We start from the raw sequence: 13,207 nt of genomic DNA, 5'->3' as shown, positions 1-13,207 counted from the left end.
AAAGAAAACATAAACCTTTCTTCGGAGGTAAGCTGATGATATTGCATGGTTCTTCACTCCGGCCGAGCGAAAGTCATCAATATCGCAGCTTACCTCTTACCTGTCGCACTTGGTTTATGAATCCGCGGCACATAACAAATAAATCAAAGGGACGCCTGCGGCGCCCCTTATTTAGGCGTTAGCTGTCTTAAGTCCGCAAGATCATCAATTACTTTTGGCTTCGAGTGTTGAAAAGAAAAATCTGATAGTCCGCAGTAAATTGCTAGCCAGGCATCAGTGCAAGCTGGCGTCACGTTCAGACGCATTATCCTTCGTGCAATGCCAGCATAAAATTCTGCGCTGTTTGCTTGTTTCTGCCATGCTGGCAAAACAGTTTGTGCCCAGTGTTTTCGTGTAAGCCAGCTATCAACATCTGTGCTGGTAATGTTGGGCAAAAATACGCAGCATCATCGTCAACAATCAGCAGCTAACAAGCGCTTCAAATGGGACGCCTCCGGCGCCCCTTAAGCGGGCGTTATGCGCTCTTAACAATCAACACAGTGCACTAAAAAATGAGTGAAGAACAATTAACATTTATCGTCGCTGTGACGGGTATAATTTCATCAATCGCTGCAATTATATCAGCAATCGCTGCCTGGCGGGCTGTCGTGATGGCAAAGAGATCATCTGACAAAACACAACTAATAGAAAAACGACAACTAATCTTAGAGATTATTTCAGCATGTAGGGATTCATTGAACTTCACAATTGTATGTCAAAATCTCTATACAGAAATAAAACGGGATCTAAAAAGTCATGCAACAATAACTGGCAAAATTAATCATTCAGGATATTTACAAACAATAGAAGACCTAAATAGCGAGTATGAGAATATAATTCAATTCTCGAAAGGGTTTGAAGATGTAATGTCAAATCAGGAATTTTTACATTCATCAAATATAGAAGACCTGCATAAAAAACACAGCCAAGTATCTATGTACCAAGCACGAATCATTGCTCTACAGCAGAAAATGCAATCTCAGCATTATTCAATAAAAGAAATGGTAACAAGAGCTAGAGATCGTGCTACAAGCGCATAACAAGAGCATGGTGTTTCTCGCTTCGCTCCTGGGACGCCTTCGGCGCCCCACATGCTGGCGTTAAGCGCTACAATAAATATCACAATAAAACGAGAGATCAATGGACGACACTCTTCAATTCAAATGCCTTACTGATTTACGTGAGATAATCAATCAAATAGATGGTTATGTTGCAAGACCTACTTTGAGAGGAGAACATCCAACTCTTTATTCTGATCCGGGTGAAGGTCGATTTCGGACTGTAATGGGAATCAGAATCTGTGATTATAAATTTTCACAGGATGAGCAGTGGGTATTACCTGATGACCAGATGGGACTATCATTCTCGTCTACATGGCAAAATTTGAAAGGTGTTTACAAGATGGTCTCTCGGGGCAAAAGGAAGCCTGTAGATGTCTATTGGGTACTTTCAAAGTCAGACATTCCTGATGGGTTAGCTTTTGTCCAAGACCGACAACCGAAGAAGAAAGGTCACTACTTTCTGGCTGTTACTCGAGAAATGAAAGTTAGTAGCTTAGTGGAAAAACTACGCTGGGTAGCTGATAGAATGTCAGTTATAAGAGATTCGGAGTTAGCATCGTGATTCAGTTCAATCGTTATCCTCATGTTTTAGACCTATTGCAGCACTACGCCACTGCACTTCAGGATCAAAATATTCTTTCTATTTTACAGTCAGGGGTTTCCAATCGGGAAGATGCTTTTGCATTCTCAAAGTTCGTATGGAGAGCCGTAGATCAGATGGCAGATGATTCCGAGTCAGGCACAGTAGTACTAGGGAGATCAGATAACTCTGATACTCTTCCGGACATCTACTACGAGGTAAGCTTGTACATGGAATCTAAAGGGTTTGAGTCTATCTGGGAACAAGTCTCAGATGAAGCGTAATCGCGCTTAACAAGAGCATGGTGTTCCTCGCTTCGCTCGTGGGACGCCTACGGCGCCCCACATGCTGGCGTTATAACACTACATCAACTATGCACAACCTTCTTGATCTTCTAAATCAGGATAAAGAGAGAATGGAGATTCTATCAATCGTCCGGTCTCTAAACTTGCCTGATTGTCTTGTTGCTGCGGGTTTCGTTCGGAACCTTGTATGGGATTCTATCCATTCAAAAAAAACAGCACTGAATGATATTGATGTTATCTTTTACGATTCATCTGACTGTAGCAACGATATTGAGCAGCAAATAACCGAACAACTTAATCGTGCATACCCAGATTTTCTGTGGGAAGCTACAAATCAGGCTTTCATACACACTGCAAATGGTGATCGTCCATACAAGAACACTTTAGATGCCATGAGTTACTGGCCAGAAAAAGAGACGGCTATTGGAGTATCTCTCAATGCTGATAATTCAATTAATATCGAAAGCGTCTTTGGCCTGGAAACCCTCTTCGCTGGTGAAATCACATACAATCCAAAACGCTCAATTGACACCTTTCAACAAAGAGTGAGGTCCAAGAAATGGCTAGAAATCTGGCCTAATCTTCGTACCGTGTTATAACAAGTGCGTCAAGAAGGGACGCCTTCGGCGCCCCTTACGCAGTCGTTACATGCTTAATTCTTCACCCAGTCCACAAATATCGACTTATAGAACTATGAGAAAAATCATAACTATCTTAATGATGATATTCCCGGCTAATATTTATGCGCTAGAGTGTGATTGCGAAGAAATGAGTGAAAGTGAAAAAAATCAGTACAAAAACGAGTGTATAGAGCTGAAAGAATCGATTCATGAAGAACTAGCCTCAAATGAGGAAGCATTTTCTCAAATAATAAATATAGCGAATCCAAACAAAAGGACGATAGACAATATACAAATTGCGCTATTGAATATTAACGAGAATTTATCTCATGAAGTTGATGATTTTCAAGAATGCTTAGCTTTTATGTCTAGCTATGGGTTTACCAAACCATTATCTAATGAATGGATCAATGATCATAATGCTTGGAAACTTCTTTTATCAATAAAACACAATCATGAGCGTATACATCGTGGAGGGTATCGCCATGATTTACACGCAATTATCATTGGCACACCATATAAAAATTATATAGATCACATAAATTTGAAAACCAACAGCATGTAACAAGAGCATGGTGTTTCTCGCTTCGCTCGTGGGACGCCTGCGGCGCCCCACATGCTGGCGTTACCCGAGGTTAAGCAGTAAAGGATTTGGGCTGTTCGGAGAAAGACAGGGTGTTCCCTATTCCTGGAAATCAAATGATTATCGTACTCCGAAAAACACCAAATATTTAACATCGCACATACATCTCGCAACGCTCAAACAAACGGTTAAACACTGTGCAAAAAACACGGTCTCTGCCGTGCCACCCTCCGGGTAACAAGAGCTTCAAATGGGACGCCTCCGGCGCCCCATAAGCGGGCGTTACCCGAGGTTAAGCAGTAAAGGACTTGGGCAGTTCGGAGAAAGACAGGTGTGCCCTATTCCTGTAATTAAAATGATTATCGCACTCCGAAAAACACCAAATATTAAACATCGCAATATTCGTCCCGCAACGCTCAAACAAGCAGTCACGCATTGTGCAAATAACACGGTCTCTGTCGTGCCACCCTCCGGGTAACAAGAGCTTCAAATGGGACGCCTCCGGCGCCCCATAAGCGGGCGTTATGTGCAGGAGTTACCCACGCAATGTGGACACCCCGCTAAGTTAGATTATTGTCTAACCAGGAGGTGTTCCATGACCAAGCACAGACACCCTGCTTATACCGAAGAGTTCCGTAAAGAAGCTGTTCGCCTTGCTGGGCTTCCTGAGCACAAAGCCTCTGATGTGGCTCAACAGCTCGGCATCAGTGTTCAGCAGATCTATAACTGGAAGCGCCAGTTCACTCGCCTATCTGACAAACAGTTCAACACTTCGGCCGGTGTGGATTACAGCCAGAAGGAATCCGAGGTAATCCGGCGCCTCAAGCGTGAGAACCATCGCCTCGAACAAGAGAATGAGTTTCTAAAAAAGGTGTCGGCGTACTTCGCGAACCACCAAGAGTGAAGTACGCGCTTATCGCACGCTACCGACAACTCTACCCCCTTGTCTTGATGTGTAGAGTGATGGCGGTCTCACGCTCCGGGTATTATCAGTGGCAGAAGGCCGACCAACCTTCCCACAAACGTCGAGAACGCTGTCTAATCGCTGCAATCATCGCACTTTATAAATCCTTCAAGGCGCGGTACGGTGCTCCTCGCATTACTACCGAGCTCAGGGCCATGGGGATTCACTGCTGCCTCAATTATGTGGCGCGTCTCATGCAAGAGGCGGGACTCAAAGCCCGTAATGGTAAAGCCTTTAAATACAGCCCGAGCCCGGAAGCACGCTATGGTCTTGCTGATAATATTCTGAAACGTCACTTTGCAGCTGAGCGTCCCAATCAGAAGTGGACCACAGATATCACCTATATCCGGGTTCAACAGCGCTGGCTCTACTTGGCGACTGTGATGGATCTTTATTCTCGCCGCATTGTTGGTTGGGCGCTGGACACCCAGATGACCGAAACGCTGATTACTCAGGCGCTCAATATGGCACTGGGTCAACGGCACATTGAGCCAGGTCTGATCGTACACTCGGATCGCGGTGTGCAATATCGGGCAACACGCTACCAGAGTTTGATTCGACGTCACGGCGCCATTCCCAGCATGAGTCGACAAGGTAACTGTTGGGATAATGCTGCGATGGAGTCATTCTTTAGCCGTTTGAAGGTCGAGCTGGTGTATGCAGAGACCTTCAAATCCGTTGAGGAAGCACGATCAAGCCTCTTTGAATATATCGAAATCTTCTATAACAGGATTAGACGACACTCCACATTGGGTTACCTTAGTCCTGTTGATTTTGAAAACTTCAATACACAATAGGTGTCCACTTTTCGTGGGTAACACCAGTTCCACTTTTCGTGAGTAACACCACTCCATTTCAACGGTAACATTTGTGAATAAAATCAGATTTAAAGCAGAAGAATATGGGCTTGGATCAATTTGCGAGCCTATTTTAAGAAGTGTTCCTGAGTGGTTTGGTAGAGAAGATGCTCTGCAGAAATATATTGATGATATAAATACAATGCCAACTTATACGGCTTGGGATGACAAAAAACTTGTTGGATTCTTTTCAGTAAATCACCATAGCTCCACCTCTGTGGAGCTTCATGTTCTTGCACTTCATAGAGACTATCATCGCAAAGGTATGGGAACTGATTTTTACCAATACATAGAGAATGATTTAAAATCCAAACGTTTCTCATTTGTGCAAGTCAAAACTCTAAGCCCTAGAGCAAATAATTCGGACTATAAAAAAACATACGACTTTTACATAAAACAAGGCTTTCACCTCTTAGAAGACTCAGATTATATGTGGGGCGAAGAAACCCCGTGCGCACAATTAATAAAATGCATTTAACAAGAGCTTCTTGTTCGTCGCTACGCTTCTGGGATGCCTCCGGCTCCACACATACAGGCGTTACCCGCAGACTACCTTACCAAGTCACTCTATAAATAATAAAATCCCCAGTATTGCATTCAGGACTAGCTTATTCCCAAGTATTACACTCGATCCTTTAGTATCAACATTCTTAGCAAGTTGAAATCGTCATGAGCAATGGTTAAGCTCGTTCCAATGATTTATGTGATTATAACCATCGGTTATTTTCTAGAAATGGAGCTGTAGCTTTTTTGTAAAAATAGGAAACATAAACTTATAGAAATTCGCTAATCAGCCAAAGGAAATAAATGTGCAGCTAACAAAAAGGGAAGTTGAACTGATAAACAAAGCCGAAAGGTATATTGCTAGAACCAAAGTCATTAGGGTCATGCTTTTTATTTTCTTGGTTTTATCAATAATTTTAATGCTGAAAGGGTATTTACCTTACGAAAGTCTTGTATACATATCTTTAATTTGTGTTTTTGGTTCCATAATACGACCTGATTTTAATGAAGTAAGTTATGAAAACATCGTCAAACTTTTAATTAGAGTCCGCTCTGATTCAGACATTCAGGAAGAGGACCCTTTAGTAAAGTCGCTAATCGCAAAGACTAATTCTTAGCAGCTCGTCAAATTAAGCTGATAGAGTTGCAATGTGAAGGCACATAACAAGGCGTTGGTGTACGGCAGACAAGATGCCTGGAACGCCTCCAGCGCCCCACAACTTCGCGCTACACCTCATCCAACAACATCCCTAGCTATGCCAATATCCCTAAAAGCAATGAGCCCAGACGCTTATTCGCACTTCCTTGAGACTGCTATCCCTTCATACGCGAAAGCCAACACTACCTCTGGTCGCTGGGTTGAGTCCGAAGCTATGGCTCGCTCTCACAAGGTTTATCAATCGCTTCTTCCAGAAGGCTTGGAAACACCCAACAATCATCTTTTCAATATTATTGAAAACGAAAACAAAGCCATTGTGGGCCATCTCTGGGTGAAAGTTGACGAGAACTCACAGGCCAAATCAGCGTTTATTCTCAGTCTGGAAATATACGAACGCTATCGCCGTAAAGGCTATGCCAAAGCGGCTCTTCACACTGTCGAACAGGTAGTCGCTGAGCTGGGAGCAACAAGTCTTGGCCTCCATGTATTCAGCTATAACTCTGCGGCCATTAACCTCTATGCTGATGCCGGATATCAGGTCATATCCCAGAGCATGCAAAAACCAATTACTCTGAGCTGAAAGTAACGTAGTTACTGGTGGCGACACCTTATACTTCACCCGCAGACATCCACCAGCTATCCCAGTATCATCCTCATTCAGCCATATCTCACGTAAACGACGACACTATAACTATGAGAATCTTTCATCTAATTTCAGCGGCCCTATTACTGATCCCAAGTCTGGTACTGGCTGAAAACTACACGATTACCGTAAACGGTAAGGCTTATGATTTCTCCCTCAATGAGAACAAGCTGGTTAAGGTTGGTAATCAACATATTTCTGTAAAGCTGCAGCAAAAGGATTTTATCTCCTTTGTTTCCGATAGCTTCTCCTTTATGCATTCCAGCAAATTTACCCCATCCACAAATGATCTGGGCGACGGGATTTATCAAACCGGAATGATGACGCCGATCGGTACCACCGTTATTGTGCAGGAATACAAGACATTAGACCCTTCACTGATGATTGATATCATGGTCAGTGAAGTCACTAAAGAAGAAGTGCAGTACGGTTACAACGTAAAATCCGAGCCTGCACATTTAACTCTGTCCGATGGCAAGGTTCTGAAAGGCAAGCTGGTAACCTCCAAGTACCAGGATACCGATATTAAGCGCTATATTCTCACCTATGGTGCCACTGACTCCGGCATCCTGATCATGACGCAAATAGACGAAGCTTTTGCCACCAATGAAAAAGAGATTATTGATCGCTTCTTCGAGTCCTTAGCCATTTCAATGTAAGTGTTCACTCTGGCAAGGCCATCCTTCACGGCCTTGCCCACCATTCCCACATATCAACATCCGCCAACCGCGATTGGCAATACCCTGTCTAATGTCCAGATCTAACCCTTCTCCTTTAAATAAACGAACTTTCCCCCTGTGGAAATTCATCTGGCTTGCCTGTGTTCCCATCGCCATTAGCTATCAGATGTTGTGGGGGATTTACTTTCACCATGCACCAGTAGGGATATGGCAGAGTGGTGCATCACAGGCCATCACCACCACAAAGTTCGCCAGCGAACTTACAATCTACTCACTTATGCTGCTTAAAATGCTGACCATGACTCACGCCAAACATCCGGCCAGCAAAGTTCTCACCGGTACCATTCTCATAATTCTTATCGGGTTTACCGGGCATGGTTTATTTATTCAACTAACCCAGCCTTAGACAATAACACCCCTTCCGCCCTCTCTCCTTTTTCTTGCCTTTCACTTCTCCACTAACGCTGGCATCATCCGGCTAAGAATAATTATTAACCGTTATGCTTCAGGTTATTTTGAAGCTCCCTATCTCTCTCGCAACAACCTATAAAACTAATAATTTCCAATGAAAAAAATCAGTTTACTCATCACAGCTTCTCTTCTTTCAATCGGCCTGCCTCTTACGGCCAATGCCGCTGTATTTAAATGCAAAAACGAAGCTGGCGAGGTTATGTTTCAAAGCAATCCATGCCCGGGTGAGCCTGCCATTCTTCCCGAAAATAAAAGCACTGCCGCTCTTACCACTTCAGCACTCATTGGCTCCTGGGCTATTACTGGCTTTGGCGATATCGAACTTGAGGAAGCCGAAGTAGGAGAGGATGTCTGGGTCTTCACTGAAAAAACCATGGAAGTTATCACCAGCGGCAAAAGCCTCCGGCCAGACAGTTACACGCTATCCGGGAACAAGATTGATTTGGGATATTCCAAATACACGATTGTTGAATTCAATGGCACGACTATGAAGGTCAAAACCCTTGGCATCGTCCAGTACCTGAAGAAGATCAAATAACATCTAACAAATTACAGGCGGCCTTTGTTACGGCAACGGGTAAAGCCCGGTTATTGAATAATCAGTTCAAACATTTTCCAACAAAAAATAGAGCGCGGTACATGCCAAATAACTATTGATCACGTATGATTGCCGCACCGGCGGGTCCGACAATCGACATGTATAAAAATAACTCTCATGCAGGGTATTTCCGCGCCGGTAAGAAGAACTGAATATTCAGGAGTGTCTCTCGGGATGACCGTCAAAAATGCTTTTTACGCGCAATCAGGTGGCGTAACAGCTGTTATCAATGCTTCAGCCTGTGGTGTGCTGGAAGCGGCTCGCCGTCATCCGGACAAAATCGGCACCGTTTATGCGGGCCACAACGGTATTCTCGGGGCTCTGCGTGAAGAGCTGATCGATACCAGCAAAGAATCCGCAGAAACCATCGCCGCCCTGCGCTATACCCCAGGTGGCGCCTTTGGTTCCTGCCGCTTCAAGATGTCCAGCATCGAAGATAATGAAGTTCAGTACCAGCGTCTGATTGAGGTCTTCCAGGCCCACAACATTGGCTACTTCTTCTATAACGGTGGTGGCGACTCCATGGATACCGCCCACAAGGTATCCTATTACAGCAAGAAAATGGGCTACCCGATCACCTGCATCGGTGTTCCCAAAACGGTTGATAACGACCTGCCAGCCACCGATACCTGCCCGGGCTTCGGCTCCGTGGCCAAGTATGTGGCTACCTCCATCAAGGAAGCGTCCCTCGATATCGAATCCATGCATGAAACCTCCACCAAGGTCTTCATTATGGAAGTGATGGGTCGTCATGCCGGCTGGATCACCGCAGCTGCCGCACTGGCTATGGAAGAAGAGAACGATCCTCCGCACATGCTGCTATTCCCGGAAGTGGATTTCTGCCGCGAAAGCTTCCTGGCCAAGGTTCAGCGCATTGTTGAGCAGCACGGTTACTGTGTCATCGTGGCTTCCGAAGGCACTCACTATGCTGATGGAACCTTCCTGTCCGCCTCCCGCACCACCGATGCCTTCGGTCACGTTCAGCTGGGCGGTACCGCCCCGATTCTGGCACGGATGGTCAAAGACTCCCTGGGTTACAAATACCACTGGGCGGTTTTGGATTACCTGCAGCGTTCCGCACGCCACCTGGCTTCTGCCGTAGACGTTGAACAGGCTTACGCTGTCGGCAGCTCTGCCGTTGAGTTTGCCCTGTCCGGCAAGAATGGTGTTATGGCCACCATCGTGCGTGAAGAGAACGAAGGCGATGAATACGTCTGGAGCATTGGTGAAGCGCCGCTGGAGATGGTCGCCAACGTTGAGATGAAGATGCCTGCGCACTTTATCGCACCGGATGGCCTGCACATCACTGAAGAGTGCCGCACCTATCTGCAGCCTCTGATCCAGGGCGAAGACCTGCCTCCTTTCAAGAAGGGTGTGCCGGTATTCGCCAAGTTGGAAAAGCACTTTGTTGAGAAGAAGCTGCCAGCTTTCGATATCTGAAGCTTATCTCCATAAAAAAGCCGAACCTACTTGTTCCCACGCTCAGCGTGGGAACAAGTAGGTGATATCAACAATTCCTGTCAATAAACGAGCGCCATTTGCTCGCCGCCTGCTGCCGCTGTTCCTCGGTATAAATAATCCGCTCGCCTTTATCATCGATATCAAAAACATAAGACGCGGTTTCCGTACGCCCCAGCTTGTAACGTGCATATTCGCACTGCTTGGCCATGGACTGCTTCTTTTTTTGTTTGGCCTGCTTCTTAATATTGCGCTCATGGTCCATAGCTTGGAAACGGCTCTTCTGCTCCCGGTAAATATTTGAGCCTCTGTAATCGTTGGATTTCTTTAACTCCACTTCTCGGGCATTGGACTGACTGTGCTGCTTATCGGTGAAATGTACATTGCCGTCTTCATCCACCCACTTATAAATCTCGGCCTGGGCAAGGGAGAGAGGCATAAGTGTCACCACCAGCACAAGGGCAATGTTTTGCAAACCTTCCATGGCTTTGAACAGAACTCCCATTATTGATTCATCTCCAGCCAGATCTCACACTGCTCCGCGACCTTTTCCCAGCCCGGTTCAGATATCAGCCAGTGAGCATGATCGTCCAGCAACAGAAAATCAGCCTGATATTTATCCGCAACCTCTTGGCAGACACTGGCCGGCGTAATCCGGTCATGCTTGCCGGCCATCACCAGCATCGGGCAGTCCGGCTGTCCATTCGGCTTCGTTGCGCTCTGCCGGTCCAGATACCAGAAAGCAATCTCGCTGGCCGCTCTGCCCGATTCAAATACCATATCCTGATAATGTGACGGTCTTGCTTCATCCGGCAATCGGTTAAATAAGCCATAGTTTGCCGCCTTGGGAGAAAGCTTCATGGCGGTTTTCCAGAATCCCCAACGCGAGAGTACAGCCGCAAAGGTTCGTATCACGCTCATTCGCAAGGCAACCAACCCGGCCGGTGCGGCAGGAGAGAGAAGAATCGTTTGAGAAGCACAGCCTCGGCTGGCCAATAGCAAAGCCAATAGACCGCCCATGGAGTGACCAATCAGAACCGGCCTCTGTTCAAAGCCATTGAGAAATGTATCCAGATCATCGAGGTAATCGCGAATGCTGGTTTGCCCCAGCGCCGCAAGATCCTGTGAGCCTGCTTCATGGTGGCGCAGTGCCGGCATATGCACCTCATAACCCCGCTCTGCAAAATAGTGACTCAGGCGATGCCATACCGCAGGCGTACACCACATGCCGTGTAGAAATACGATGGGAGGCTTGTTTTCCATAGCCATCTGCTTTTTGTTTTTACACCATATTATGGAAAGTCATGTTTGCCTTCAAATACCGTCATTAGCATCTGCCGACTCTACCCGCCTTCTCCCCCTTTTCTATCTGTGGTAGAAACACAGACATACAGCCAAATAAAAATAAAAGGTCGTTGCTGTGAATCCTATAACTTACGCCATTCCTGCCTTTATGGTGCTGATCCTGATCGAAGTGATCGCGACAGTCATCCGCAAGAAAGACTATTACCGCTTGAACGATGCCATCAACAGTCTGAGCTGCGGGATGATCAGCATTACCCTCAAGCTGGTCACCAACCTGGGCATGTATGTGCTCATTTATAACAACCTGGCACTGTTCACCTTTGATGCTGCAAGCCTGTGGGTCTGGCTGGCCGTGCTGGTGCTGCAGGATTTCTGTTATTACTGGAATCACCGGATTGGCCATGAGGTCAATATTTTCTGGGCCTCTCACTCCGTGCATCACCAGAGTGAGGAGTACAACCTCACCACCGCCCTGCGCCAAACCAGCACCAGCTTCTTCCTATCCTGGATCTTCTATGTCCCACTGGCACTGCTGGGCTTTCCGCCGGAAGTGTTCTTTACCGTCAGCCTGCTCAACCTGCTTTACCAGTTCTGGGTCCATACCCGCCACATTCCCAAGCTGGGCTGGTATGAATGGATCTTTGTGACACCGTCCAACCATCGGGTGCATCACGCCAAGAACCTGAAGTATCTGGATAAGAACTACGGTGGTCTGTTTATTCTCTGGGATCGCCTGTTCGGCACCTTTATGGAAGAAGACGAGAACTACGAGCCTATTCGTTACGGCACCATCAAGCCGCTGCGTAACTGGAACCCGATCACGGCTAACCTTTCCCCGTTTGCCGACCTGATGCACGACGCGATCAAGACAAAGAGCTGGAAAGAAAAATTCGCTCTCTGGTTCCGCCATACTGGCTATCGTCCGGCTGATGTTGCACCGCCGAGTGAAATGCCCGACATCCATGCCTACGAGGATTACGACCCTGCCGTCAGTAAAACAGTCAAAATCTACTCCGGCATCCAGTTTGCTTTACTGGTCCTTGCCACCACCCTTTTTATGGGCATCAGCCACACCACCAGCTATGCCTTTGATGCCCTCTGGGCCAGCCTGATGGCAATAAACCTGATGTATATTGGCAAACTATTGGAAAACCACAGTCTGCCCAGAGTAGAATTTCAACGTATTGGCCTGACAGTCTGTACTCTCCTGATCACGCACTGGCAATGGCAGCTGGTTCCGGTTTCTGTATGGCTGGCCGCTGCTTTCTGGATCGCCCTTTCCGCCATAATGGTATTTATCGCCACTGCCCGCACATCACAGGCAGCAGCGATAAAAGGAGAGGCGTAATCCAGAACCGGATATCAGGAGTGTTCCACAGGTGGCCACCGACCGCCCCTCGCACCGGGATACTCCTTTATGGATTACAAAACTGTTTCCATGCCTGCTACCCGCAGTATTGCGCTGGTAGCTCACGATAATATGAAGCCGGCTCTGCTGGACTGGGCCGACAAGCATCACGACCTGCTGGCCAAGCACAAGCTCCATGCCACCGGCACCACCGGCAGCATGATTAGCGCACGCCTTGGTCTGGATGTGAATAAGCTGATCAGCGGTCCCATGGGTGGTGATCAGCAGATCGGCGCCATGATTGCCGAAGGCAAGATCGACACCCTCATCTTCTTCTGGGATCCTCTGGAAGCCCAGCCCCACGATCCGGATATCAAAGCCCTGCTGCGCCTGGCCGCGGTCTGGAATATTCCCGTAGCGTGTAACCCGGCTTCCGCCGATATGATGATCACCTCATCCCTGTTCCATACCGAGTTTGAACGGGCCGCGCCGGACTATGACAGCTACAAGGCCAATCGTCCGACCTGATCTCT

16 protein-coding genes are annotated in these 13,207 nt (G+C 46.8%); 14 read left to right on the top strand and 2 right to left on the bottom strand.

The genetic code is table 11. From position 1 onward, the window contains the following. The first annotated feature begins 551 nt into the window (after window positions 1-551). The 12 genes from EHSB41UT_RS14915 (at window position 552) to EHSB41UT_RS14850 (ending at window position 10,003) form a co-directional block, all read left to right on the top strand. Window positions 552-1,079 carry a hypothetical protein gene (locus tag EHSB41UT_RS14915; protein WP_087111214.1) on the top strand — a complete coding sequence of 176 codons (528 nt, stop codon included), beginning with the start codon at window positions 552-554 and terminating at the stop codon, window positions 1,077-1,079. Between the two features lie 100 nt (window positions 1,080-1,179). Continuing rightward, the gene (locus tag EHSB41UT_RS14910; protein WP_133060529.1) at window positions 1,180-1,662 is read left to right on the top strand and encodes a hypothetical protein; all 483 of its coding nucleotides are present in this window, start codon (window positions 1,180-1,182) and stop codon (window positions 1,660-1,662) included. Between the two features lie 433 nt (window positions 1,663-2,095). Beyond that, complete coding sequence (locus EHSB41UT_RS14900; protein WP_207626652.1) at window positions 2,096-2,584, top strand: nucleotidyltransferase family protein; 489 nt, start codon at window positions 2,096-2,098, stop codon at window positions 2,582-2,584. Window positions 2,585-2,633: 49 nt separating this feature from the next. Continuing rightward, complete coding sequence (locus tag EHSB41UT_RS14895; protein WP_133060528.1) at window positions 2,634-3,170, top strand: hypothetical protein; 537 nt, start codon at window positions 2,634-2,636, stop codon at window positions 3,168-3,170. A gap of 613 nt (window positions 3,171-3,783) precedes the next feature. Further along, complete coding sequence (locus EHSB41UT_RS14890) at window positions 3,784-4,092, top strand: transposase (RefSeq protein WP_207626651.1); 309 nt, start codon at window positions 3,784-3,786, stop codon at window positions 4,090-4,092. After that, complete coding sequence (locus EHSB41UT_RS14885) at window positions 4,089-4,949, top strand: IS3 family transposase (protein ID WP_106408282.1); 861 nt, start codon at window positions 4,089-4,091, stop codon at window positions 4,947-4,949. The genes EHSB41UT_RS14890 and EHSB41UT_RS14885 overlap by 4 nt, the downstream gene beginning before the upstream one ends. A 73-nt stretch (window positions 4,950-5,022) precedes the next feature. Beyond that, on the top strand, window positions 5,023-5,487 hold the full coding sequence (locus tag EHSB41UT_RS14880) for a GNAT family N-acetyltransferase (protein ID WP_087111203.1): 465 nt from the start codon (window positions 5,023-5,025) through the stop codon (window positions 5,485-5,487). 676 nt (window positions 5,488-6,163) lie between these two features. Then, a complete protein-coding gene (locus tag EHSB41UT_RS14870; RefSeq protein WP_207626650.1) occupies window positions 6,164-6,751 on the top strand; it encodes a GNAT family N-acetyltransferase in 588 nt (195 codons plus the stop codon). 113 nt (window positions 6,752-6,864) lie between these two features. Beyond that, a complete protein-coding gene (locus tag EHSB41UT_RS14865) occupies window positions 6,865-7,473 on the top strand; it encodes a hypothetical protein (RefSeq protein WP_087111197.1) in 609 nt (202 codons plus the stop codon). A gap of 91 nt (window positions 7,474-7,564) precedes the next feature. Next, a complete protein-coding gene (locus EHSB41UT_RS14860) occupies window positions 7,565-7,900 on the top strand; it encodes a hypothetical protein (RefSeq protein ID WP_133060527.1) in 336 nt (111 codons plus the stop codon). 159 nt (window positions 7,901-8,059) lie between these two features. Then, window positions 8,060-8,503, top strand: coding sequence for a DUF4124 domain-containing protein (locus EHSB41UT_RS14855; RefSeq protein WP_087111193.1), 444 nt, complete (start codon window positions 8,060-8,062; stop codon window positions 8,501-8,503). A 234-nt stretch (window positions 8,504-8,737) separates the two neighbouring features. After that, on the top strand, window positions 8,738-10,003 hold the full coding sequence (locus EHSB41UT_RS14850; RefSeq protein WP_087111191.1) for a 6-phosphofructokinase: 1,266 nt from the start codon (window positions 8,738-8,740) through the stop codon (window positions 10,001-10,003). 67 nt (window positions 10,004-10,070) lie between these two features. On the opposite strand, the gene EHSB41UT_RS14845 is transcribed toward EHSB41UT_RS14850, so the two are convergent. After that, window positions 10,071-10,526, bottom strand: coding sequence for a DUF4124 domain-containing protein (locus EHSB41UT_RS14845; RefSeq protein ID WP_087111189.1), 456 nt, complete (start codon window positions 10,524-10,526; stop codon window positions 10,071-10,073). Further along, on the bottom strand, window positions 10,526-11,284 hold the full coding sequence (locus EHSB41UT_RS14840; protein ID WP_165767276.1) for an alpha/beta hydrolase: 759 nt from the start codon (window positions 11,282-11,284) through the stop codon (window positions 10,526-10,528). Before EHSB41UT_RS14840 ends, EHSB41UT_RS14845 begins: the two co-directional genes overlap by 1 nt. A 157-nt stretch (window positions 11,285-11,441) precedes the next feature. Here EHSB41UT_RS14840 and EHSB41UT_RS14835 point away from each other — a divergent pair, with 157 nt between their 5' ends. Continuing rightward, on the top strand, window positions 11,442-12,674 hold the full coding sequence (locus tag EHSB41UT_RS14835) for a sterol desaturase family protein (protein ID WP_087111186.1): 1,233 nt from the start codon (window positions 11,442-11,444) through the stop codon (window positions 12,672-12,674). A gap of 69 nt (window positions 12,675-12,743) precedes the next feature. Beyond that, window positions 12,744-13,202: a methylglyoxal synthase gene (locus tag EHSB41UT_RS14830; RefSeq protein WP_087111184.1), complete on the top strand. Its 459-nt coding sequence runs from the start codon at window positions 12,744-12,746 to the stop codon at window positions 13,200-13,202. The last annotated feature ends 5 nt before the right edge of the window (window positions 13,203-13,207 follow it).

It is taken from the genome of Parendozoicomonas haliclonae (assembly GCF_900174585.1).
GTDB classification, from domain to species: domain Bacteria; phylum Pseudomonadota; class Gammaproteobacteria; order Pseudomonadales; family Endozoicomonadaceae; genus Sansalvadorimonas; species Sansalvadorimonas haliclonae.
The sequence above is the reverse complement of the archived record's forward strand: the minus strand, read 5'-3'. Positions and strand labels throughout refer to the sequence as shown.